Origin of the sequence: Komagataeibacter xylinus (genome assembly GCF_009834365.1) — a bacterium.
Lineage (GTDB): Bacteria > Pseudomonadota > Alphaproteobacteria > Acetobacterales > Acetobacteraceae > Komagataeibacter > Komagataeibacter xylinus_D.
Window position 1 is genome coordinate 1,835,001 of sequence record NZ_CP041348.1, and the last position, 24,714, is coordinate 1,859,714.

Annotated in this window: 15 protein-coding genes, 1 tRNA gene, 2 rRNA genes, 3 pseudogenes and 1 other annotated feature (1 of these 22 cut by a window edge); of the genes and pseudogenes, 15 read left to right on the forward strand and 6 right to left on the reverse strand. The window is 56.8% G+C overall.

The window, feature by feature from the left end; all coding sequences use genetic code 11:
• The 4 genes and pseudogenes from FMA36_RS08785 to FMA36_RS08800 all read left to right on the forward strand — a co-directional run.
• Positions 1–2,461, forward strand: a 23S ribosomal RNA gene (locus tag FMA36_RS08785) (it extends 277 nt beyond the left edge of the window).
• A 114-nt stretch (positions 2,462–2,575) separates the two neighbouring features.
• Positions 2,576–2,691, forward strand: a 5S ribosomal RNA gene (gene rrf / locus FMA36_RS08790).
• Positions 2,692–2,711: 20 nt separating this feature from the next.
• A tRNA-Met gene (locus FMA36_RS08795) sits at positions 2,712–2,788 on the forward strand.
• A 250-nt stretch (positions 2,789–3,038) separates the two neighbouring features.
• Positions 3,039–3,788: pseudogene (locus FMA36_RS08800) on the forward strand (helix-hairpin-helix domain-containing protein); the annotation flags it as partial.
• Positions 3,789–3,827: 39 nt separating this feature from the next.
• Here FMA36_RS08800 and FMA36_RS08805 read toward each other — a convergent pair.
• Positions 3,828–5,062, reverse strand: a protein-coding gene (locus tag FMA36_RS08805) for an IS3 family transposase (RefSeq protein ID WP_159262022.1) whose coding sequence is annotated in 2 segments (ribosomal slippage) — positions 3,828–4,768 and positions 4,768–5,062 — 1,236 coding nt in all. Because the reading frame shifts where the segments join, the coding sequence is not laid out codon by codon here.
• Positions 4,659–4,775 (reverse strand) — a sequence feature (AL1L pseudoknot). It overlaps the preceding gene by 117 nt.
• Before the next feature lie 96 nt (positions 5,063–5,158).
• Here FMA36_RS08805 and FMA36_RS08810 point away from each other — a divergent pair.
• Positions 5,159–5,965: an SDR family oxidoreductase gene (locus FMA36_RS08810; protein WP_159263792.1), complete on the forward strand. Its 807-nt coding sequence runs from the start codon at positions 5,159–5,161 to the stop codon at positions 5,963–5,965.
• Positions 5,966–6,028: 63 nt separating this feature from the next.
• On the opposite strand, the gene FMA36_RS08815 is transcribed toward FMA36_RS08810, so the two are convergent.
• Together FMA36_RS08815 and FMA36_RS08820 are read right to left on the reverse strand one after the other, a co-directional pair.
• Complete coding sequence (locus FMA36_RS08815; protein ID WP_206065053.1) at positions 6,029–7,090, reverse strand: L-idonate 5-dehydrogenase; 1,062 nt, start codon at positions 7,088–7,090, stop codon at positions 6,029–6,031.
• 256 nt (positions 7,091–7,346) lie between these two features.
• The gene (locus FMA36_RS08820; protein WP_159262024.1) at positions 7,347–8,780 is read right to left on the reverse strand and encodes a helix-turn-helix domain-containing protein; all 1,434 of its coding nucleotides are present in this window, start codon (positions 8,778–8,780) and stop codon (positions 7,347–7,349) included.
• Between FMA36_RS08820 and FMA36_RS19180 the strand changes: the two genes are divergently transcribed.
• The 8 genes from FMA36_RS19180 to FMA36_RS08855 all read left to right on the forward strand — a co-directional run bounded on the left by FMA36_RS19180 (position 8,740) and on the right by FMA36_RS08855 (position 17,032).
• Positions 8,740–8,913 carry a hypothetical protein gene (locus FMA36_RS19180; RefSeq protein ID WP_167517988.1) on the forward strand — a complete coding sequence of 58 codons (174 nt, stop codon included), beginning with the start codon at positions 8,740–8,742 and terminating at the stop codon, positions 8,911–8,913. The genes FMA36_RS08820 and FMA36_RS19180 overlap by 41 nt on opposite strands.
• Positions 8,914–9,126: 213 nt before the next feature.
• Positions 9,127–10,011 (forward strand): AMP-binding protein, encoded by an 885-nt coding sequence (locus tag FMA36_RS08825; RefSeq protein ID WP_159262025.1) that lies wholly within the window; start codon positions 9,127–9,129, stop codon positions 10,009–10,011.
• Between the two features lie 246 nt (positions 10,012–10,257).
• Entirely contained in the window at positions 10,258–11,265 is a 1,008-nt protein-coding gene (locus FMA36_RS08830) for a Gfo/Idh/MocA family protein (RefSeq protein ID WP_159262026.1), read from the forward strand.
• On the forward strand, positions 11,262–12,656 hold the full coding sequence (locus FMA36_RS08835; protein WP_159262027.1) for an MFS transporter: 1,395 nt from the start codon (positions 11,262–11,264) through the stop codon (positions 12,654–12,656). The genes FMA36_RS08830 and FMA36_RS08835 overlap by 4 nt, the downstream gene beginning before the upstream one ends.
• Positions 12,657–12,700: 44 nt before the next feature.
• Complete coding sequence (locus FMA36_RS08840) at positions 12,701–13,450, forward strand: 2-keto-4-pentenoate hydratase (protein ID WP_240906307.1); 750 nt, start codon at positions 12,701–12,703, stop codon at positions 13,448–13,450.
• Between the two features lie 17 nt (positions 13,451–13,467).
• Positions 13,468–14,397 carry a 2-hydroxyacid dehydrogenase gene (locus tag FMA36_RS08845; protein ID WP_159262029.1) on the forward strand — a complete coding sequence of 310 codons (930 nt, stop codon included), beginning with the start codon at positions 13,468–13,470 and terminating at the stop codon, positions 14,395–14,397.
• 70 nt (positions 14,398–14,467) lie between these two features.
• Positions 14,468–16,057 carry a carbohydrate porin gene (locus tag FMA36_RS08850; RefSeq protein ID WP_240906308.1) on the forward strand — a complete coding sequence of 530 codons (1,590 nt, stop codon included), beginning with the start codon at positions 14,468–14,470 and terminating at the stop codon, positions 16,055–16,057.
• A 381-nt stretch (positions 16,058–16,438) separates the two neighbouring features.
• Complete coding sequence (locus tag FMA36_RS08855; RefSeq protein ID WP_240906309.1) at positions 16,439–17,032, forward strand: gluconokinase; 594 nt, start codon at positions 16,439–16,441, stop codon at positions 17,030–17,032.
• Positions 17,033–17,253: 221 nt separating this feature from the next.
• Here the strand turns inward: FMA36_RS08855 and FMA36_RS19895 are convergent.
• Positions 17,254–17,394, reverse strand: a pseudogene (locus FMA36_RS19895) (IS5/IS1182 family transposase); the annotation flags it as partial.
• Positions 17,384–18,555: pseudogene (locus FMA36_RS08865) on the reverse strand (PQQ-dependent sugar dehydrogenase); the annotation flags it as partial. The pseudogenes FMA36_RS08865 and FMA36_RS19895, both read right to left, overlap by 11 nt.
• Positions 18,556–19,074: 519 nt before the next feature.
• Between FMA36_RS08865 and FMA36_RS08870 the strand changes: the two are divergent.
• Positions 19,075–19,971 (forward strand): fructose bisphosphate aldolase, encoded by an 897-nt coding sequence (locus FMA36_RS08870; RefSeq protein ID WP_159262031.1) that lies wholly within the window; start codon positions 19,075–19,077, stop codon positions 19,969–19,971.
• 81 nt (positions 19,972–20,052) lie between these two features.
• On the opposite strand, the gene FMA36_RS08875 is transcribed toward FMA36_RS08870, so the two are convergent.
• Positions 20,053–21,534, reverse strand: coding sequence for a sugar porter family MFS transporter (locus FMA36_RS08875; RefSeq protein WP_159262032.1), 1,482 nt, complete (start codon positions 21,532–21,534; stop codon positions 20,053–20,055).
• Positions 21,535–22,555: 1,021 nt separating this feature from the next.
• Between FMA36_RS08875 and tkt the strand changes: the two genes are divergently transcribed.
• Positions 22,556–24,676, forward strand: a complete 2,121-nt coding sequence (tkt, locus tag FMA36_RS08880; RefSeq protein ID WP_159262033.1) for a transketolase — start codon at positions 22,556–22,558, stop codon at positions 24,674–24,676.
• Positions 24,677–24,714 lie beyond the last annotated feature (38 nt).

The following is a 24,714-nucleotide window of genomic DNA, read 5'->3' on the forward strand; positions in this document are numbered from 1 at the left end:
GAAGAAGCAGAACGGAATGGAAAGTCCGGCCAGAGCGGGTGATAGCCCCGTATGCGTAGTGTCAGGAACAGTCCTTGAGTAGGGCGGGACACGTGAAATCCTGTCTGAACATGGGGGGACCACCCTCCAAGCCTAAATACTCCCTGGTGACCGATAGTGAACAAGTACCGTGAGGGAAAGGTGAAAAGCACCCCGACGAGGGGAGTGAAATAGACCTGAAACCGAATGCCTACAAGCAGTCGGAGCCTCTTATGGGGTGACGGCGTACCTTTTGTATAATGGGTCAGCGAGTTTCTGTTTGCAGCAAGCTTAAGCCGTTAGGTGTAGGCGCAGCGAAAGCGAGTCTGAACAGGGCGACGAGTTGCTGGCAGAAGACCCGAAACCGAGTGATCTAGCCATGGCCAGGCTGAAGGTGCGGTAACACGCACTGGAGGGCCGAACCCACGCCTGTTGAAAAAGTCGGGGATGAGCTGTGGCTAGGGGTGAAAGGCCAATCAAACTCGGAAATAGCTGGTTCTCCGCGAAATCTATTGAGGTAGACCGTCGAGTATTACCCCGGGGGTAGAGCACTGGATGGGCTAGGGGGGCCCAAAGCCTTACCAAACCTAACCAAACTCCGAATACCCGGAAGTATGAGCTCGGCAGACAGACAGTGGGTGCTAAGGTCCATTGTCGAGAGGGAAACAGCCCAGACCACCAGCTAAGGCCCCCAAATCGTGGCTAAGTGGGAAAGGATGTGAGGATTCCAAAACAACCAGGAGGTTGGCTTAGAAGCAGCCATCCTTTAAAGAAAGCGTAATAGCTCACTGGTCTAATAGAAACCTTGCGCCGAAAATGTAACGGGGCTCAAGCCACGTGCCGAAGCTGTGGGTGCATTCTATGAATGCGCGGTAGCGGAGCGTTCCGTAGGTCTGTGAAGGAGACGGGGTGACCCTCTCTGGAGATATCGGAAGTGCGAATGCTGACATGAGTAGCGACAAACAGTGCGAGAAACACTGTCGCCGAAAGTCCAAGGGTTCCTGCGCAAGGTTAATCCGCGCAGGGTGAGCCGGCCCCTAAGGCGAGGGCGAAAGCCGTAGTCGATGGAAACCGGGCAAATATTCCCGGGCCTGCCAGAAGTGACGAATACAATATGTTGTCGGGTCTTATCGGATTGATCCGGCTTTTGGAGTATTCCAGGAAATAGCTCTGGCATATAGACCGTACCCGAAACCGACACAGGTGGACTGGTAGAGAATACCAAGGCGCTTGAGAGAACGATGCTGAAGGAACTAGGCAAATTACTTGCGTAACTTCGGGATAAGCAAGACCCGTCAGTGGGCAACCATCGGCGGGTGGCACAGACCAGGGGGTAGCGACTGTTTAGTAAAAACACAGGGCTGTGCGAAGTCGAGAGACGACGTATACGGCCTGACGCCTGCCCGGTGCCGGAAGGTTAAGAGGAGGTGTGCAAGCACCGAATTGAAGCCCCGGTAAACGGCGGCCGTAACTATAACGGTCCTAAGGTAGCGAAATTCCTTGTCGGGTAAGTTCCGACCTGCACGAATGGCGTAACGACTTCCCCGCTGTCTCCAGCATCGGCTCAGCGAAATTGAATTCCCCGTGAAGATGCGGGGTACCCGCGGTCAGACGGAAAGACCCTATGAACCTTTACTGCAGCTTTGCAGTGGCATCAGAGACATTCTGTGTAGGATAGGTGGGAGGCTTTGAAACCGGGGCGCCAGTTCCGGTGGAGCCATCCTTGAAATACCACCCTGACTGTTTCTGATGTCTAACCGAGGCCTGTTAGCCAGGTCCGGGACCCTGCATGGTGGGCAGTTTGACTGGGGCGGTCGCCTCCCAAAGTGTAACGGAGGCGCGCGATGGTGGGCTCAGGCCGGTCGGAAACCGGCTGTCGAGTGCAATGGCATAAGCCCGCCTGACTGTGAGAGTGACAGCTCGATCAGAGACGAAAGTCGGCCATAGTGATCCGGTGGTCCCGCGTGGAAGGGCCATCGCTCAACGGATAAAAGGTACTCTAGGGATAACAGGCTGATCTCCCCCAAGAGTCCACATCGACGGGGAGGTTTGGCACCTCGATGTCGGCTCATCACATCCTGGGGCTGGAGCAGGTCCCAAGGGTTCGGCTGTTCGCCGATTAAAGTGGTACGTGAGCTGGGTTTAGAACGTCGTGAGACAGTTCGGTCCCTATCTGCCGTGGGTGTTGGAGACTTGAGAGGATTTGTCCCTAGTACGAGAGGACCGGGATGAACATACCTCTGGTGCACCGGTTGTCGCGCCAGCGGCACAGCCGGGTAGCTAAGTGTGGACGGGATAACCGCTGAAAGCATCTAAGCGGGAAACCCACCTCAAAACAAGGTCTCCCCAAGGGCCGTGATAGACCATCACGTCAATAGGCCAGGTGTGGAAGCGCAGTAATGCGTGCAGCTGACTGGTCCTAATCGCCCAATAGGCTCATTCCAAGGCCCCTTAAAAGGGCAACACACATGCACAGCAGTCATCCACTCTCAACACAAAATCATACACACCAACCCATCCACTTCCAGTCCAACCCCATACCGGGGAGACTGGATGACCTGGTGGCCATGGCGGGGAATGATCCACCCGATCCCATCCCGAACTCGGCCGTGAAAACCCCCAGCGCCCATGATACTGTGCCTTAAGGCACGGGAAAGTCGGTCGCCGCCAGGTCTTCCAGTCTCCCCCACAACCGCGGGGTGGAGCAGCCCGGTAGCTCGTCAGGCTCATAACCTGAAGGTCATAGGTTCAAATCCTATCCCCGCAACCATATATAAGTGTCTGAAAAGACAAGAGAAAAGCCACCCTTAAGGGTGGCTTTTTTTGTGCCCAAATCCGTCGTAGGATGCACATAGGATGCAAATGGGAGTGAAAATGCAGCGTAGTTTGGGCTGATCGCAGGTGTTTCACGATCGCGTGTTGGGTGTGATGGAACCCGGCGACGGTCAGTGGTGCGATCCCATGTTACGGTGGATCATGGTGTCTGATCCTCTCGATTCCGCGCTGGCAGGAGAGTCCCGTTGAGCGGCGCGGCTGCGTCGTCCGAGGCGCTGGCCGGCCTCGTGGAGCGGGTGACGTTCCACAACGCCGAAAATGGTTTCTGCGTCCTGCGCGTGAAGGTGCGGGGGCAGCGCGACCTGGTCACCGTTGTCGGCCATGCCGCCATGATCTCGGCGGGCGAGTTCGTGCAGATGTCGGGCCGCTGGTTCAACGATCACACCCACGGCCTCCAGTTCAGGGCCGAGTTTCTCAAGGTCAGCCCGCCGACTACGGTCGAGGGCATCGAACGCTATCTCGGTTCCGGCATGATCCGGGGCATCGGCCCCGTCTATGCGAAGAAGCTGGTGAAAGCGTTCGGCGAGGCCGTGTTCGATCTGATTGAACAGGAGCCCGGCCGTCTCCGGAAAGTGACGGGCATCGGCCCGAAGCGCGCGGAGCGGATTGTGGCTGGCTAGGCGGACCAGAATGTGATCCGTGAGATCATGCTGTTCCTGCACAGCAATGGCGTCGGCACCTCGCGGGCGGTGCGGATATTCAAGACCTACGGGCAGGACGCGGTCAGACTGATCAGCGAGAACCTCTATCGGCTGGCGAAGGACATTCGGGGAATCGGATTCAAAACCGCCGACCAGATCGCCCGGAAGATGGGGATCGCGCCCGATGCCATGATCCGGGTGCGGGCAGGGATCTCCTACGCCCTTGGCGAGGCGATGGATGAAGGGCATTGCGGCCTGCCGGTCGGGGAACTGCTGACCAGCACGGCCGAACTGAACTGCCCCGGGTTTACCGGAGAGCGATTTGTTCAGCGCTCAGGCTGCGATATCAAGTCTGCTCTGATCTGCATAGAAGGCGCGTTCGGCTTCGGCGGGAGGCCTGTAGCCAATTGGTGCCAATAGGCGTCGATTATTATACCAGTCCACCCATCTGAGTGTTTCCCATTCGACCTGCGCCATGGATTTCCATGGCCCCAGATGATGGATAACTTCGGCCTTGTATAAACCGTTGATCGTCTCCGCCAGTGCATTATCATAACTGTCACCGACCGTGCCGACCGAGGCATCGATGTCAGCCAGCGCCAGGCGTTCGGTATATCGGATCGACAGATATTGTGATCCACGGTCCGAATGATGGATCAGCACCTTATTTCCTGCAGGCTTTCGTTGCCAGATGGCCTGTTCAAGGGCATCGAGCACGAACTGGGTGGTCATGGAGGTCGAGACCTTCCAGCCCACGATCCTGCGGGCGAATACATCAATGACAAACGCCACATAGACCATGCCATTCCGGGTCTGGACATAGGTGAAGTCCGAGACCCGGAGCTGGTTGGGAACCTCGGCCCGGAACTGCCGGTTGACCCTGTCATCGGGACAGGGACGCGCCGTATCCGGACGGGTCGTGATGACCTTCCTGCCCCGGATCACCCCCTTCAGGCCCATCTGCCGCATCAGGCGCTCGACAGTGCAGCGCGCGACCTTCCGTCCTTCGCGCTGCAGGCTGTGCAAGACTTTGCGCGCACCATAAACATTACGGTTGTCGTGCCAGATCCGACGGATATGCGCCATCAGATCCCTATCACATTGTGCTCGTATGCTGGCTCTGGCCGGATCTCTCGCTATGGCCGCCTGATGATAAAACGTGGAAGGGGCAATCGGCAGAACGCGACAGATTGGCTCGACCCCATAATCGGTACGACAGGCTTCAATAAACGCGATCATTTGCGAAACGGGCGGTCGAGCTCCGCCTGCGCAAAATAAGCCGAAGCTTTCTTGAGGATCTCATTGGCCTGACGCAGTTCACGAACCTCACGCTCCAATGCCTTGATCCGTGCCGTCTCGGCTGTGGTCGGTCCCGGTTGTGCACCAACATCTCGCCGCGCCTGCTTCCACCAGTCGTGCAGGCTGTCTCCCGAACAGCCAAGCTTGCCACCAATCTCCCGACAGGCTGCCGAAATGCTCGGGTAATCCGATCGATGTTCGTCCAGAAGGCGCACGGCGCGCTCACGGAACTCAGGTGAATAACGCGATGCCTTCTTCTTCTCTACCATAGGGTTCATCCTCCGAGAGTTTTACTCTCCGGCAAACCCGGGGCAGTTCACTGCCGCACGCGCAGACGTGTAAGCATGTTGGCGCGCGCTCTTGCTATGATCAAAGTCCTGATAACACAAACGGACATTGTCATGCGGGACGATACCCTTTTTTCACTTGCCGGAAGGCGGGCGCTTGTGACCGGAGCCTCCCGTGGCATTGGCCTGACCCTGGCGCGTGGCCTTGGCCGACATGGGGCAAAAATTGTGCTGAATGGCCGCCATCCCGAACCGCTGGAGGCTGCCCGCGCCATGCTGGAACGTGAAGGCGTGGATGCCGCGATTGCACCCTTTGACGTGACTGATCAGGATGCCGTCATTGCGGGGGTTGAAAAGATAGAGGCCAAATGCGGGCCAATTGATATCCTGATCAACAATGCGGGTATCCAGCGCCGTGCACCGCTGGACCAGTTCAGCCGGACGGACTGGGATGCCCTGATCGCCACGAACCTTAACGCCGTTTTCTTTGTCGGGCAGGCCGTAGCAAAACATATGCTGCCGCGTGGGCGGGGAAAGATCGTCAATATCTGTTCGGTGCAGAGCGAACTGGCACGACCGGGCATCGCGCCTTATACCGCAACCAAAGGGGCGGTCAAAAACCTGACCAAGGGCATGGCAACGGACTGGGCCCGTCATGGCCTGCAGGTCAACGGGCTTGCGCCGGGCTATTTTAAAACGGAAATGAATGAAAAGCTTGTGGCGGACCAAGCCTTTACCCAGTGGCTGTGCCAGCGCACACCTGCCGGTCGGTGGGGGAATGTGGAGGAACTGGTCGGGGCGGCTGTCTTCCTGTCTTCCGATGCCTCAAGTTTTGTCAACGGGCACGTGCTCATGGTTGACGGGGGCATAACCGCTTCCGTGTAAACGGAAGCGGGGCGTTTTGTCCATTTCCGCCAGTAAGGTCAGGCGGAAATGGGTATCGTCCTTTCAACTGTTCAGGGATAGCAGGATCTTGGCTGCCTGCCTGCGGTCTGGCGCCAGCGCAAAGGCTGCGGCAAAGTCGCTCAGGGGAAACTGCTGGGTGACCAGAATATCGGCAATTTCAGGCCGTTCAGCCAGTAAGGCAAGGGCTGCATCGAATTCCGTATCGAACCGGAACGTGCCCCTGAAATCAAGTTCACGGCTGATGATCTGGGCAATCGGCACAGCTATGTCTCCCGGCGGGAACATGCCAACCTGCACCAGTATGCCGCCGTGGCGTGTGCGGGCTATGGCCGCAGGCAGGGCGGCTGGCACGCCTGTGGCTTCAAACAGGATATCAAATTCTTCCTCCACCACGGTATGACGGGTATTGTAGCACCGGCTTGCGCCCAGCCGGGTTGCGCACTGGAGTGGAAAATCCTCCAGGTCGGTTGCCACAATCCGTTTTGCTCCGTGATGTACCAGTCCCGCCACGATTAACAGCCCGATTGGTCCGGCCCCCTGCACCATCACGCTACGTCCGCGCATATCGCCCGCGCGCGCAATGGCATGGAGGGCCACGGATAACGGTTCGGCAAGGCAGGCCCGGCGGAGCGTCAGGCCGGGAGGAAGGGAATGGAGCTGTGTCGCCTTGACCGTCATTGCCCGACGGAAGCCGCCGTCGGTATGGGGATTACGTGCTGCACTTCCCAGAAAACGCATGTTGCGACACAGGTTGCGCTGTTCGCGCGCGCATTCGGGGCAGTGACCACAGGGCTGAGCTGGATGAATGGCCACGGCCTGGCCTGCGGAAAAACCTTTTACATCGCAGCCCAGCGCATCAATGGTGCCCGAGACTTCATGCCCAAGAACCATGGGGGTATGCAGCACGGATGCTCCGACACCCCCATGGGCAAAATAATGCAGGTCCGAACCGCATATGCCGCCCCAGACCATATTCATCCGCACTTCATCGGGGCCGGGTTGAGGCAGGGGGGTGGGGTCCAGCCTCAGGTCATGCGGTGCATGGATAACCAGTGCTTCGGTCAGGCAGGAACCGATGTTTATATGATTTGCTTCAGTGTACACGTTCAGGATGCTCCCTGCCTGTAACAGGGCCACCGCTGCGCAGGCACGGCGGGCCATTTACAGGGTTTTGTTGAACCGGCATGACGGTTCTGGGCAGTGCATGGCAAAAGATAAGCGCGTGCTCACCCTAACGAGGCAGCAGAGGGTCTGGTTGCCGACATGAAAAGGATGATGTCTGTTACCATCCCGTCCGCACCACCTGCACCCTGCCGGGTGGAGCGGTTACATGGCGGCATGGCAAAGGCGGTACCTGTTCTTATAAGGCCGTGCGATAGGGGGCGATGCCGCGTCCTTCATTGTTGATATCAACTCGGTGGCCAACCATGGGCAGGGCACGGTGATGGCAGTCTTCGCGGGTGCATGCACGGCATCCCGGCCCGATGGGAATGATCATCCGCGGATCATTCAGATCCAGTCCCGCGGAATAGACAAGGTGTTCGGCATCGGTAATGGAACAGCCCAGAACCACGGCGGTCAGACGGGGGCGGTCAAGGTAGGATATGCTGCTGCGCCCGACAGTGCGGGCTATATTGAGATAGAGGGCACCATCGGTAGTCTGTGAAAGCTGGACCTGGACCTGCTGGGGCGTGCTGAATGCACGGAAAATGTTCCATAACGGGCACGGGCCGCCAAAGCGGGACTGAGTAAAGCGGTTTGCACTGAAACTCTTGAGGATATTGCCGGCAATATCCGTTTTGAGAAAGTAAAAGGGTATGCCCTGGCTCCCCGGGCGCTGCATGGTGCTGAGCCGATGGCATGCCTGTTCGAAACTGACCCCGAAATGGCGTTGCAACCGTTCCAGGTCATGGCGGACCTCACGTGCGGTAACCCGAAAGCGCTCATAAGGCAGAAGCAGCGCTCCGGCAAAATAATTGGTCAGATACACGCGCGCCAGTCCGCGCGCCTCACTTTCGCGCAGGCGGGAACGACGGATGGTACGTGCAAACACGGCCTGATGCTCGATCTGCCCCAGCGCCTGCGCCATCCAGAACGTGCTGCTCTCTGCGGGCAGGATGCGGGAAAGGAATATGGTGCGGGCCCGTCGGTCCATCCGCCACATCAGGCCCCGTTGCCCCAGGCTGAGATCGGTTTCCGTGCGTATGCCATGGTGGTCCAGAAGGTAGCGGGTAAGCTGTTCCCGGGGGCTTCCTTCATCCAGTCGCATCATCTCGAACTGGCGTTCGGCCGTGCGGTCGACTTCATCAAAATAGTTGCGCTGCAACTGCACCCAGTCATTGACGGCCTCGTAAGGCTCCACCCGATCCGGGGCATCATGGGATGGTGCGGCCGCGCCAACCAGTGGTGCCGCAGTATGTTCCTGCCGTAGCAGATAGGCACGATAGAGCCGGACAAACTCTGCGCAAAGGTCAGGTGCTGCACGCATGGCAGCCTGAATGCTGTCCAGCCTGATGGCGTTCGTATCGAATACGGGGTCGGTCAGTATTTCACGCAGTGCCTGTATGCCACGTGTTTCTTCAGTATCACTGAAATAATCCGCCCCTACCGAAAATATGTCACACAGGGCATCGAGCAGAGGCAGGGGCAGGGGGCGTATGTCGTGTTCGATCTGGTTCAGGTAACTGGCCGATATGCCAAGGCGCAGTGCGAGCGCGCTCTGTGTCATGCTCACACGGTTGCGTTGATGACGGATGCGTGACCCGGTAAAGATTTTGGTGGCGGCTTTTCTCATCTTCGCAATCTTTGCAATTCGCGGCGCGGCGTTTGCCCCTTTAAACGGCAAAACATCTTCCGCCCGCAACCGGGATTTGTCACAGTTCGTGGTAACAAAAGCAAACAAGAGCATCGCTTATGAAATGCCATGACCGGGCGCAGCCCCATACACACAGCAGCTTTGTCGTGGAACGGACAGTGTGCCGGCTCGGGTTTTGGCTCTGGCGCGGGCTGACTGTCCGGCAGGTGGGCACGCGCCCGTCATTGTGTTTTTTTCGCGTAAATTACGCGTCGCCTCTCTTTTAATTTATCGCTGCATCGTGCGTTAAGCGTGCCGGAGCAGTTAAACGACGGGGAACAGGTCCATGACCAGCAGGGTTTATGACGATGTGTTCGTTCTGCCTGCCATCGATGCGCGGCAGCATTATATGCAACCGGCCGATGACGCGGCCTCGCTGCCTTTCGATCCGCTGCCACACCATGTTTCTCCCATGCTGAATATCTCCGCCCTGTGCATTGACCGCCATCTGGGCGATCATGCGGACAAGGCGGCGATGGTCTGGACAGGATCGGGCGCACGACCGGAGGAACGGGTTTCCTATCAGGCGCTGCATGAGGAAGTCTGCCGTCTTGCCAACGCCCTGCTGGATCAGGGCGTGCAGCGTGGTGACACGGTTGCGATCCATATGCCATTGATGATGGAAAGTATAGTTGCAGTACTGGCCTGCATCCGTATTGGTGCGGTGCATGTCGTGCTGGCCGGGGTGTCCGATGTTCCATCTCTGGGTGAACGGCTGGTGCAATGTGGCGCTGCTGTCGTTCTGACAGGGCATGAAACATCACTAAAGGCCAGACTGGACAGCGCCCTGCTTGGTGCGGGTTCGCGTTGCCAGGTGCAACTGGTTCTGGTCGTGGCACCTGCCGGGGCAGGCCTGCCGATGAAGCCGGGCCGCGATCATCGCTATGATGCGGTTGTGGATTGGTACGAGCCTGATTTTCCTCCTGCAGTCATGTTTTCGGATGATCCGCTGTTTGTGCTCTATCCATCGCGCAGGCCGGGCCGGGAGCGCGGCGTGACATATACGGTAGGGCAGTACAGCCGCCTGACCCGCTACGCAATGGAAATGCTGGCGCCACAGGGCAACGAAGAAATTCCTTACAGTCTCCTCAATATGGCATGGAATGCGGGGCAGAGCGCGCTTGTGATCAGCGTGCTGGCAAAAGGGGGCACCATTACCGACCATCGGTGATGGCCTTCAGCCCCGGAATATCTGATCGGAGCCGGCATGCTCACGATTTTGTTTTCAGCCTGACAAAACTGGCCCGATGGGGCAGCGTTTTCAGTCAAGCATCACCTGTTACTGATGCTCTGAAATAAAAAATAAATAAAAATCCAACGTTCAGTTTTTTTCCATATCTGATGACACAAGACACGCTCCCTGCGGGGGCAGGCGTGTCTATTATGGAGAGGGCCTGCAATTGTCCCTGATTATCCAATGAACAGCCCTATCGGTTGGGCCCTGATTGGCGCAAGCAATGTTGCCCGGCAGTGGATTGTCGATGCCATTCGTGCGCAGCCAGACAGTCAGATCCTGAATGTGCTGAGTTCGAATGAAGAGCGAGGCGCCCGGTTTGCAACGGAAAACGGCATCCCTGCCCATACAACGGATATCGACGCGATCCTGTCAGACGGGAACGTGGATGCCGTGTATATCAGTACTGCCAACCAGTTTCATTGTAGCCAGACACTTGCTGCAGCCAGCGCCGGAAAAAATATCCTGTGTGAAAAACCGGTTGCCCTGAGTGTGGATGACGCCCGGAAAATGATGACCGCCTGCCATGATGCAGGCGTGGTTCTGGGGGTCAACCACCACCTGCGCTGCAATGCCATGCACCAGAAACTGCGGCAGCTTCTGGCAGCGGGGGAGATCGGACGGCTCAATGCCGTGCGGGTCTTTCATGCCAATTTCCTGCCTCAGGCCCTGCAGGGGTGGCGTATCAACGACCCTAACGGGGGTGGGCTGATACTCGACAGCACGATCCATGACATCGACACGCTGCGCTTCCTGATCGGGAGCAATCCGACGCATGTCATGGCCATGACGCAGAGCGGTCGTCTTGCCCATGATGGCGTGGAGGACGGCATCATGGTTGTCATGCGCTTTCCCGGTGACGTGCTGGTGCAGATCCATGGTTCCTATACCGTTCCCTTCTCTGAAGGCGGGGTCGAGTTCTATGGCAGCCACGGCGTGCTGATCGGTCGGGACTGCATGAGCCAGCGGGCCGCGGGGCGACTGTTCATGCGTCATGCCGATGGTGAAAGGGAAATACCGGTTCACCATCACAATCTCTATCACCACGCACTTGCTGCATTCAGCAATGCGGTGCGTGGCACGGGGCAACCCGCCGCAACCGGCGAAGATGGCCTTGCTGCCCTGGCCATAGCGCTGGCCATTCGTGAATCGGCCCTTACGGGCCGTCAGGTCGAAGTGGAAATCCCATGACACAAGCAGCATTCGGGGCCATCGGCGCAAATGGCCGGATAATGTCCCCCCCGGTCCGCCTTGCCCTGACGGTAAGCGAACTGCGTCGCGCGGCATGGACATGCTCGTTGGGAAGTGCGCTGGAATATTATGATTTCGCACTCTACAGCCTGGCCTCGGCACTGGTCTTCGGTCCACTTTTCTTTCCCTCGGCCACGCCGGTCACCAGCCTTATCGCCAGCTTTGCCACCTATTTTGTCGGATTTGCCGTGCGGCCCATAGGCGGAATCGTTTTTGGCCGGCTTGGGGATCATATCGGCCGCAAAAGGGTTCTGCTGATGACGGTAACCCTGATGGGGCTTTCCAGCACGGCCATCGGACTGATTCCCACCTATCAGGCAATAGGGATATGGGCACCCATCCTGCTGATTACGGCCAGAATGCTCCAAGGGCTTGGAGCAGGAGCAGAGCAGGCGGGTGCTGCCGTGATGATGACGGAATACGCTCCGCCCGGTCAGCGCGGCTTTTACGCCTCGCTGCCGTTCCTGGGCATCCAGATCGGCACGATCATCGCGGCACTGGTCTATTGCAGCCTGCTGTTCGGGGTGACGGACATCACCCATTCATGGGTATGGCGGCTGCCGTTTCTGGTGAGCGCCGTAATTCTGGTGGTTGCGCTTTACATGAGGCTGAAACTCAAGGAATCCCCCACGTTCGAGATCATTCAGCGCGAGGTGGCGGAAGAGCGTGAGTCGCTTGGTTCTCTCCTGCGGAGTTCAGGGCGCACGATCCTGGCGGGAATTGGCGTAAGAATGGCTGAAAATGGCGGTTCGTCCATCTATCAGGTGCTGGCGGTCAGCTATCTTGTCAATACGATGGGCCTGCCCGGGCTGTGGGGAACCACATCGCTGATCACGGCTGCCGTCATCGGTGGCTTTACCGTGCCCGCAGCAGGCATGCTGAGCGACAGGTTCGGACGGATAAGGACATACCGCACCTTTGCAATCCTGCAGGCCGTAACGGCGCTGCCGGTATGGTATGCCTTCAGCACCGGGCGCCCCCTGCTGGCTGTCATTGGCCTGTCCGTGGCGCTGGGTGTGACCACGTGGGGCATGTTCGGAACGCAGGCCGCAATGCTACCCGAAATGTTTGGCGCCCGGCACCGTTACATGGCCGTGTCGATGTCGCGTGAAGTCTCGGCGGTTATTGGCGGTGGCCTGACCCCGCTGGTCGGTTCGTGCATCATCAGGTGGATTGCGACCTTTTCCCCGCACGCGGTGCATCCAGGCCAGATGTCATGGCTGCCCATTTCGGTCTATGTCATATTTCTTGCCGGTATTACCATCGGAACGACTTTTATTATTCCGGAATGTCGTGATCGTGATCTCGTTGAGCAACATGATATTCTATAGTTAAAATTTATTTCATTATGGGGAATTTGTACATGAACTTTGTCATGTCATCTGATGTCGCGCACCTGCTGCAATCCGTGCGGAATGGAACGGCAACACCTCCCGCCCAGGTGCCTGACAGCCTGATTCCACGCTCCATTGAGGAAGCTTATGCCATACAGGATGAGGTTGGGCGTCATCTCGGGCCGATCGCAGGATGGAAGGTCGGATCGGAAACCCCTGATTCAGAACCGTTCTGCGCGCCCATCCACGCCGCCACCGTGTTCAGCGATGGCGCTGACATTCCGGCCGACCTCTGCCGCCACCGGGGCGTGGAAGCCGAAATTGTCTATCGGTTCGATCGTGCCCTGCCACCGCGTGCTGAGGAATGGGCCCGCGACGAGGTGCTCGACGCCATCGGCACAATCCATCCAGCCATCGAGATTCTGGACAGCCGTTTTGAAAAACCCGGTTCACAGCACAGGCTTCTGCATACGGCGGACCAGCAGAGCCATGGCGCCCTGATCGTGGGGCACGGCGTGACGCAATGGCGTCAGTTCACGCCGGTGATGCAACAGGTGAACCTGTCCATCAATAACCAGAGTGTGGCCGATCATGCTGGTGGCAATTCCGCAGGCGATCCCCTGCGCCTGCTGGTGTGGCTGGCCAACCATGCCTCGCGGCGGGAAATTGGTATCTGGGCTGGCAGTGTTGTTACAACCGGTTCGACAACCGGAACGATTTTTGTTGGGCATGATACCGAAGTCATGGCCTGCTTTCCCGGTATTGGCAGCGTGCATGCCCATCTTTCCTGAACTGGAATCCTGATATTATGAAACCCGAAATTCTGCTGATTGAACCCATGATGCCCGAAATTGAAAGGCAGCTTGATGCGGCCTATACCGTGCATCGTTTTACCTCGGTTGCGCAATTGAAGGATATTGCGGCCAATATACGCGGCATTGCGACGGGGGGCGCCACCGGTGTGCCACAGGCCGTCATGAACAGTCTGCCCGCCCTTGAAATCATAGCCATAAACGGAATTGGCACGGATGCCGTAAATCTGAAACAGGCCAGGGAGCGTAATATCCATGTTACCACTACGCCGGGCGTCTTGACTGATGATGTGGCGGATATGGCCATCGGGCTTGTCCTGTCGCTTCTGCGCGGGCTGCCCGGAGGGGACCGGTATGTCCGTGACGGAGCATGGGGCGATCAACCTGCCCTGCCGCTCGGGCGCAAGGTCACCGGCAAGAAACTCGGGATCATAGGCATGGGCCGGGTCGGGCGTGCGATTGCGCACCGCGCCCAGGCTTTTGCCATGCCTGTATCCTATACTGACCTGCGGGATTTTGAACTGAAGGATTATGCTTTTGTACCTGATCTGCTGACATTGGCGCGGAACAGTGAAATTCTGGTCATTGCGGCATCGGGTGGTGGGGGATCACGGCATCTGGTCAACCGGGAGGTTATGGAAGCGCTGGGGCCTGATGGTTTTCTGGTCAATGTTGCCCGTGGTTCGGTTGTGGATGAACAGGCGCTGATACAGGTGCTTGACGCGGGAACACTCGGTGGTGCGGCGTTGGATGTGTTCGAGCATGAACCCGACGTGCCTGCGCCGCTCCGTCATTCCGCCCGCGTGGTACTGCAGCCGCATCGTGCTAGCGCAACTGTTGAGACGCGGCTGGCCATGGGGGATCTGGTCGTAAAAAATCTTGCGGCCCATTTTGCGGATCAGGCACTGCTGACTGCCGTGATCTGAGCCGACGTACTGCTCGTGTGAGATACGCCCCGTAGCCGGGCGTATCTATCATAAACTGAAGACATCCCAGATGGCGGGCATGCTTCATGCATCTATATTTATGAATTTAATAAATAAATATTCAAAAACTGAGTATTTATTCATGAAAAATTCAAATGGAACAGGATGGATGCGTGCGTTATTGACGGTTATTATAACATTCCGCCGTCTCAAACAGGTTTTTACAACGGAAGCCCTGATCATCATCATCGTGGGGATGATGCAGTGCGGCCAGGCAGCGGCGCAGACTTTTCAGGACAACTCAAACAGTGACGCCAGGCTACGTGTGGCAACGCCGCTCATGGCCCATCCGTCACACGGGCCTGTGGTTCCGCCGTTTTCCCGGCCGGAAGCCCTGTTTACGGACCCGTTCGGCATGACATCATGGCTGCGTGCACGTGGCATTGCATTGACAATGGATAACACAAATGAATACACGGCCGCCATTTCAAAGCCGACGCCCGGTTATTCGAATTACAAGCAGGGATCAAGTAACGCAGGGCAGATGAATACCGCCCTTCATATCAATTGGGAAAAGATCATCGGCCTGAAAGGTTTTGCCACCCATGCGCTTTTCACCAGTCGTTATGGTACGACTGCCAACCGTATGATGGGAGACTGGCTTGCACACTCATCAGAAATATATGGAGGAGGGGGCAATGTAGTTGTTCATCTGGTTACGGCATATGGGGAAGAAAACCTGCTGGGTGGCCGCGTCAGTATTGCTGGCGGAAGACTGACTGAAATGAGTGAATTCAGTGCCAGTTCGCTGTTCTGCAATTTTCAGAACAACGGTTTCTGCGGGCGACCCAAGGCCGCGATCGATAATCAGTATATTACGTCCTATCCGGCTGGAGAATGGGGCTTTCGTGTCCGTGGGCGTCCATCGCGCTACATTTACATACAGGCCGGTGTTTATTTTGCCGAACGTGGAATTTACGCGAATAGCCAGCATCGCACCGGTTTTCATTTCAATTCATCCAATATTGTAGGGCAGCTGGCGCCGGTTGAGCTGGGTTGGGAGCCTCTGTTGGGGCACCAGCATAAACTGCCGGGACATTATAAGATTGGCGGCCAGGTAATCTCTGCCCCCAACCCCGACAATTACTATGATGATCAGGGGCGCCCTTATGCTCTTTCTGGCAGGACGGCCCGTAATCACCAGCAGACATGGAGTACATGGTTTGAAGTTGACCAGAAAGTCCTTCACCATTCCTACTCCAATGCCGAAGGTGGACTGACCGCAATGAGTGGGGTGATCTATAATGATCCGCGCACATCATTGCGTAATTACGAAGCTTATGTGGCATTTGTGGATCGCGGTTTTATCAGAAGTCGTCCTTATGATTCCTTTGGTGTTGTCATGACCTATGTAAAAATTGCTCCTGGTGTTTCAGATACGGATATGCTGGACTTGAGTATGGTTCCCGCCAAAACGGCACCTAACCATGCTACGGGTGTCCAGGGTCACGAAACCATATTTGAGACAAATTACCAGATTCATGTCATGCGCGGTGTGGTATTTGCTCCGGACTTCCAGATCTATTTCCGCCCTAATGCACAGAAAAATCTGAAGAACGTGGAGTTTGTGGGGTTCAAATCACAGATACAGATTCTGTAACCAGTCCGAGATCATATTTATAAAATACATACTTTTTTCTTATGTGGAGTGGGTGAGACAATTCCCGGATGTTACAAAAAACAGGTCGATTATGGCTCTGAAAGAGCTGCGCTCCGGGCAGCCTTCCTGCTTTCAGGATTTTGTCCTGGTTACTTTATAAATAAGGAATAGAAAATTTCACGATTGCTGACATGATGGTCTGCCTGAAACGGAACTGGCTTTATGTCATCCATTTTACTGGATTTATTTATCCCTTTGCTGTCAGAATATGGATGTCTGGCATGTTCGACCGGTTTAGGAACGATGACTTTCTGTTTCGTTCCCGGTTACGACAGAGCCGGGCTGACTGTTTTCTCATGATGATATTCGGTGGGATACGCCATGTATGATACTGCACAGGATACGGTTTCACTCTCACATAGATTTGGTGAGGCGGGACGACCGTGTGTACTGATTGTTATGGGGGTATCAGGTTGTGGCAAGAGTACACTTGCCCAACTGATGGCTGAACGGATGGGCTGGCCCCTTATCGAAGGAGACGACCTGCATCCCCCCGCCAATATTGCCCGCATGAGCAACGGCATTCCGTTGACCGATATGGATCGTGCGCCATGGCTTGATCTTATCGCTGGCCGAATACGGTCATGGCGTGATGCAGGTCAATGCGGCATCGTGACGTGCTCGTCGCTCAAGCGCAGTTACCGCAGACAGATCGGCGCTGACAGCGCGGATGTCTGCTTTGTCTATCTGAAAGGTAGCAAGGAAGACATCATGCCCCGCCTTGACCAGCGTACCGGCCACTTCATGCCGGTTGCCATGCTCGACAGTCAGTTCGCCACGCTGGAGGAACCCGACATGCACGAGGAAGTGGTCATGGTGCTTGATGTCAACGCCCCGCAGGTGCAACTCGCTGAACTGGCCTGCGCACATCTGGCTCAGGGGCTGTTTGAAAAGCCAGGCTCAATAATATCCTGAAATTATAAAAGTTTTTGGTGAAGCTTTTTCCAAAAAGCTTCAGAAGACGCCGCCTTTTTGAAAAAAGGCGACACTCAAAAACTTTTCTTATTTTTTTATCAATGATTTGTTTTTAAACAATCTCTCAGCTTTCTCTTTGAAAACATGGCGTGTCGTGACCGGTATGACTTCAATACCCGATACCGACACGCCTAAAACCCTGGTTCCGGCCCTGAAATGGGATGCCGCGGCCATAGCGCCCACGGATCATCCAGCCGAATGTCCGTTCTACTGATCTCGCGAAAATCAGTTGCCCGCTTCCGGCCACGCCGGTGCGCAGGCGGCATCAGAGGGGCTATACGCTCCCATTCTTCATCGGTCAGTTTGGTCCTGCGCGCCCGTCACACGCCATACGACGACACCCCTACATCATCGGCGACCAGCAGCGCGCCCGAGTTGTCAATCGTGAGACCCACCGGCCGACCGTGCACGTGCGCTTCGTCTGGTGTCAGGAAACCCGTCAGCACATCAACCGGCGTGCCGGACGGCTTGCCGTCAGCGAACGGTACGTAAATAACCCTGTCGCCACTCCTGGGACGACGGTTCCACGACCCATGCTGCGCGACAAACAGTCCATGATGCCATGCATCTGGAAATTGGGTCGCATCCCGGGAGAAGGCAATGCCGAGTGAAGCCGTGTGCGGACCGAGCGCATAATCAGCCACGATTGCCTGCGCTACTAGATCCGGACGCTGTGGCGAGAGCCGCGTATCAACATGCTGGCCATAATAGCTGTAAGGCCAGCCATAGAATGCCCTTCCTTTACCGATGTGATGTAGTCGGGCACGATATCGCTGCCAATCTCGTCACGTTCATTGACCGCTACCCACAGTGCACCGGTTTCGGGCTCAAAGGTCAGGCCGTTCGGGTTGCGCAGCCCTGTCGCATAGGGTGTCAGTTTTCTTGTGTTCAGGTCCAGCCTGTCTATTCGTGCCCGTCCTTCCTCGGCCTGCATGCCATTATCGGCGACATTGCTGTTGGAGCCTACGGTCACATACAGGAAACGTCCATCCGGGCTGGCGAGCAGGTTCTTTGTTCAATGATGGTTGTAGCCTGCCGGCAGATTCGTAACCTTGGTTCCTGGCGCGTCTATCCGCGTGTCGCCCTCATGATAGGGAAAACGGAAAATGGCGTTGGCATTGGCGACATAGAGATCATTGCCCACCAGGGCCATCCCGAAGGATGAATAGAGATGGTCAAGGAACACCGTGCGGGTATCCGCCGATCCGTTGCCCCTGGTGTCACGCAGCAGGATGATCCGGTTCGGGCTGGCCGCGCCCGCGCCGACCTTTCCCATCACGAATCCCGCGACCCGATTTTTGAGGGTCAAGATATCCGTTTTGGGTGAGTTGCTCTCGGCTACCAGAATATCGCCGTTCGGTAGTCGGTAGAGCCATTGGGGGACGGTCGAGATCCTTCGCATAAGGTGCAACCGCCAGCCCCTGAGCGGGTGCAGGCGCCTGCCCATCCGCCCAGCCTGCAGGCGATGTCATTCCGGGAACTGGCTGGCGGGAAAAGGACATGCAATGTATCGTTCAGGCGACTGTGAAAATGGGCAAAAGCTGTTTCGCATTCAGGAAAAGAATGTTTCTCATCGTATAAGGTTGCAGAAAAAAGCTGTCTCAGGCATGTCCGTTTTGGTCCAGCGCTCTTGGGAAGAGCCTGCCGGCCCAGACGTCTCCCCTGATCAGACAGACACATACGCGCCACCCTTACGACCCGACCGAAAATGAACTGATCTATTTCAGTTGGTTATTGATTGATCGGTAGCGGTAACCTGATGAGATCATGATGGCCTGGGCTGAAATCATCCGCCCTGTCATCAGGCGCGTGGCTGTTATGCTGACACATTGTTTCATGCTGTGATATGATCGTATGCATTTTTTTGTATTTATTTTCATTCACCTATATTTTATATTATTAATCAATAAAGGTGCCAGGAATTGTATATAATAATAACTGATCGCCATTCCGTATATAAATACTGAACATAGGAAATAAACATGCCTGTTGAGCAGATGCGTAAGAATATGTCGGAAAATGCCGGTTTTATCGCGGCCCTGGATCAGAGCGGTGGGTCCACGCCGGGGGCGCTGCGGCATTACGGCATACCCGACAGCGCCTACAGCACCGATGCCCAGATGTTTGCCCTCATGCATGAAATGCGGGTCAGGGTCATTACCGCCCCGGCCTTTACGGGCAAGAAGATCATCGCCGCCATTTTGTTCGAGCAGACCATGAACGGACTGGTCAAAGACACGCCCGTCCCTACCTATCTGTGGCAGGAAAAGGGGGTTGTCCCGTTCCTGAAGGTGGACAAGGGACTGGAACCCGAAGCGGGCGGCGTGCAGGTGATGAAACCCATTCCCACCCTTGAAGCCATGCTGGACCAGGCGGTGAGCAAGGGCATTTACGGCACGAAGGCGCGCTCGGTCATCCGTCTGCCCGAGCGCGAGGGCATTGCCGCCATCGTGAAGCAGCAGTTCACTCTGGCCGAGCAGGTTGCGGCACGTGGCCTTGTTCCCATCATGGAACCAGAAGTCCTGATCAAAAGCCCGGACAAGGCAGGGGCGGAAGCCCTGCTGCATGATGAACTGCACCGTGGGCTGGATGCTCTGCCGGGTGACTATCAGGTGATGATCAAGGTCTCGATCCCTGAAAAGGCCGATCTTTACCTTGACCTGATCAAGCATCCGCGCGTGCAGCGCGTGGTGGCGCTGTCCGGTGGGTACCCGCGTGATGAAGCCTGCCAGCGGCTGGCGGCCAACCATGGCATGATCGCCAGCTTCTCGCGTGCGCTGCTGCAGGACCTGCGCTACACCATGACGGATGCGGAATTCGATGCAGCCCTGGCAAAAGCCATCGAACAGATTTTCAAGGCATCGACGCAGAAGGGTTGATACCCGTCCTTCTTTGTCCCCGACAGAAAACGGCTTCCGGTGCATTCCGGAAGCCGTTTTTTTGTCCGCCTGCCGTGCCCTTCAGGCAGACGGACGTGTGGATACCGTTCCATCCTGCGGCATGGAACGTGCACCCAGGTCTCGCAGCGGCCACCCGGCAAGCAGGTGAGATTCAATATTTTCCAGCGAAACCCCTTTTGTTTCCGGCACGTAAAACAGCGTGATCACGATAAACAGCGCATTCATACCAGCAAACAGCCAGAAGGTATGGGCTTCCCCCAATGTGTCGAGCACGCTGAGGAAGGTATTGCTGACTGCCCAGTTGGTCGCCCAGTTGGTAAAGGTGGAGCAGACAATGCCAAAGTCACGACCGCGCAGAGGCTGGATCTCGGCGCATAACGTCCAAACCAGTGGCCCGGCGCCAATGGCGAAGCCCAGCACAAACACCAGCAGCGACCCGACCATGGCGATCTGAGCCGTGGTGTCATGCCCGCCATATTCAACCAGGCCGCCTGCCAGCAGCATGCTGCCTGTCATGATGGCGCAGCTGAGCAGCAGCAGCGGCCGCCGGCCCCAGCGGTCCACCGTCACGATCGCGACGCAGGTGGCGACAAGGTTGATCAGACCGATCAGCGCCGTGGCCCAGCCTGCGGCGGATGCGCCGAAATCGGCGGCCTGAAAGACTTTGGGCGCATAATACATCAGCACGTTGATGCCGGTAAGCTGCTGCATGATCTGCAACACGATGCCCAACCCGACCGAGCGGCGGAAGTTGGCGTTGTTGCGGAAAAACGAAAACCCTTCCGACCGGCCCCGGGTCAGTTCCGTGGCAATATCGGATATTTCCCGGTCAGCCTGCTGCGGGCTTGGCCGCAGGTAACGCATCACCGTGCGTGCACGCAGCCTTTCCCCCCGCATCATGAGCCAGCGCGGGCTGTCAGGCAGGAACAGACAGCCGATGAGAAAGATGGTTGCGGGCACCGTCATGAGTCCCAGCATCCACCGCCAGTGCGCACCATTTGCGAGCATGCCATCGGTTACGTAGGACAGGAAAATGCCGCCTGTCATCATCAACTGGTAACACGCGATCATGGACCCCCGCTGCGCCACGGCCGAGACTTCGGATATGTAAAGGGGGGCCGTAAAAGCCGCGATCCCCACCGCGAAGCCAAGGAAAATCCGACCGATGATGAGAACGGCGACGGACGGGGCCAACGCGCTGATCAGGGACCCGAGCAGAAAAAGAACGGACGAACCCAGCAGCGCGCGCCTGCGACCAAAGCGGAAAGAGATTGTCCCGGCAATTAGTGACCCCACGGCCGCCGCCGCCATCATGGAGGAGACGATCCATTCCTGCATGCGTGGCGATGCATTGAAATCCGTGCCGATAAAGCGCAGCGCACCCGCGATCACCCCGGTATCCAGCCCGAACATGAGACCGGCAAGGGCCGCCAGTACCCCCACCACAATGGCATGTCCCGTAGTCGATGCGGCAGGGGAGGATGCCTGACCCTGTGGGCGGGCATGTGTCATGGCGCGGGAAACCAGATCTTCTTCGGGCATGCGTGACACCTTTTCTTTTTATTTATTGGAATGCGGCTGTTCCGCTACATGATTGATGGGAAAGCTCCAGCCCGACCATCATGAACGGTCGGGTCATTACAGACGCTGATATGCATGCATCAATGCATGGATAGCCCCCTGTTGAACAACAGATATGAACCCGGTCGCCAACATTTTTCTGTGACCCGGATATCTAAAATTTTTATATAAATCTAAGAAAATCCTGATAATGGCGATAAAGGGCCATTCGTCAGGTCTGATATCCGTCACTTTCAGCATGATGGACAGGAAAATATCCCATTACAGGGTATATGGAATGTGTTATGTAAAATTCGCATTAAAGATATAAGTAAAAGTATTGTATATCTGAATAAGAACCGTATCTCTGGATTGAATCGACTCCGTGAACGTATTTTATGTTTACATATGTTATATCCATAAATTCTAAAAAAACTTCTGTTATGATTCTCTGTTATTTCTTCAATATGTAATCCTGCACATATTTTTGTGTACCGGAGCGATATCCGGACCTGTTTCAAGGTGTCTGGCACAGTCCGTGCACCCATGCGTTCCTGACTCCTGTTTTGTGCTTAAAACGGCGGAAAACAGCACATTTTCAGACTTTGACATATCTTGTTACATTCCCATAGCAGCATATAAAAAATGTATGCCCATGCGCAGAGAGAATAAATACGTATCAAGAACTCGTGAATGAGCAAGGCTGGCATTAGGGCGGAATTGGGACTTCAATGCAGGAACTGCCGCGCCGGACATGACGGCCTGTTCCATGTGAATGAACCGCAGGACTGAATTAATTACATCCAGCCCTCGGGTTATATTGGAAAGATGTCAGCGCATCAGTCCCTGTACTGTCATGGATGGCAGCAGGGTAATGGATCTCGGCACAGATATGTGACGTACGTGACATGCGGGCATGACAGGATGAAAGCCGTCCCTTCATGCAGTTTCATGTAACGCCCGGAACTCACAGGGCTGGCCGTGACAATGGAGGACGGTTTTCATGCGTTCATTATTTCCCTGTCCCGTATGGGCACCCGATGGTGCCGGCACTGCACGGGTGGATATTGATACCCTGTGCATCAATACAATCCGTACATTGGCCATGGATGCGGTGCAGAAAGCCAATTCCGGCCACCCGGGCACCCCCATGGCGCTGGCCCCGCCAGCCTATGCCTTGTGGCGCGAGGTTCTGAACTACGATCCCGCCAATCCCCTGTGGCCCAACCGCGACCGCTTCGTGCTGTCAATCGGCCATGCCTCCATGCTGCTGTATTCGCTGATCTACCTTGCTGGTATCCGTGATGTAAAAGATGGCCGCATACTGGCAGACAGGCCTTCGCTGACCCTTGCGGATATCGAGCAGTTCCGCCAGCTCAATTCCCGCACCCCTGGCCACCCGGAATACGGCCACACCGCCGGCGTCGAGACCACGACCGGCCCGCTGGGGCAGGGATGTGGCAACTCCGTCGGCATGGCCATCGCCCAGAAATGGCTGGCCGCGCATTTCAATAAACCCGGCTTCGATCTGTTCACCTACCACACCTACACATTCTGCGGTGATGGCGACAACATGGAAGGCGTATCGAGTGAGGCCGCATCCATCGCGGGCCACCTGAAGCTGGGCAACCTGACATGGATCTATGACAGCAACCATATTTCCATCGAGGGCAATACCCGCATCGCCTTTACCGAAAGCGTGCACAAACGCTTCGAGGCTTATGGCTGGTATGTGCTGGAACTCAAGGACGCGAACGATACAGGCGATTTCCGCCGCCTGTTGGCCGAGGCGAAGGCGGAAACATCCCGGCCCACGCTGATTATCGTGCATTCCATCATCGGCTGGGGTTCGCCACACAAGGCGGGCACGGCTGCGGCGCATGGCTCGCCCCTGGGGGTGGAGGAAATACGCGAAACCAAGAAATTCTACGGCTGGCCGGAAGACAAAAGTTTCTATGTGCCTCAGGGCGTGCCGGAACACTTCCAGCAGGGCATCGCCACACGCGGAGCCGCCGCCAGCAGGGCGTGGTATGATCTGCTGGCCCGTTACCGCACGGCACACCCCGACCTTGCGGCCGAACTTGACCTGATCCTGGCTGGAAAGCTGCCCGAGGGTTGGGAGCGCCAGATCAGCGATTTTCCTGCCGATGCCAAGGGTCTTGCCTCCCGCGCCAGTTCCGCGACCGTGCTCAATCAGGTGGCGGCCAGCTACCCGTGGATGATTGGTGGGTCAGCCGACCTGTCGCCTTCTACCAAGACGCACCTGACGTTTGACGGCGCGGGTGATTTCCAGCCCCCGCAATGGGGCGGAACCTATGGCGGACGCAACCTGCATTTTGGCGTGCGCGAACATGCCATGGGGTCGATCTGCAACGGGCTGGCGCTCTCTTCCCTGCGGCCCTACTGCTCCGGCTTCTTCATCTTTTCCGATTACATGAAGCCACCCATCCGCCTTGCGGCGCTGATGAAACTGCCGGTGCTGTATATCTTCACCCATGATTCCATCGGGGTGGGAGAAGACGGCCCGACCCATCAGCCGGTCGAACAGCTGGCCCAGCTTCGTGCCACGCCGGGCGTAACCCTTATCCGCCCGGCGGATGCCAACGAGGTTGCTGAAGCCTGGCGCACCCTTGTTCCGCTGGTTGATCGTCCCACCGTTCTGGTCCTGACCCGCCAGAACCTGCCCACCATCTGCCGCAAAACCTATGCCCCGGCCAGTGGTCTGGCAAAAGGTGCCTACGTGCTGGCCGACAGCAGCACCGGCACGCCTGATATCATCCTTATGGCAACAGGCAGCGAGGTCGGGCTGATCGTGAAAGCCTTCGAACAACTCAGGGCCGAAGGGGTCAAGGCCCGCATCGTCTCCATGCCGTCATGGGATCTGTTCGAAGCCCAGCCCCAGTCCTATCGCGACAGCGTGCTGCCGCCCGATGTCACCGCCCGCGTGGCGGTGGAACAGGCCGCACGGCTTGGGTGGGAACGCTATGTCGGCCTGCGTGGGGCGACCATCGTCATGCATAGCTTCGGCGCGTCCGCTCCGGCGGGTGAATTGGAGGTCAAATTCGGCTTCACGGTGGAAGCCGTCCTGGCCGAAGCCCGCGGGCAGCTTGCCGCCCAACGCTGAACGCCCGCCCCACCATAATTGCGACAGGACAGCCACCA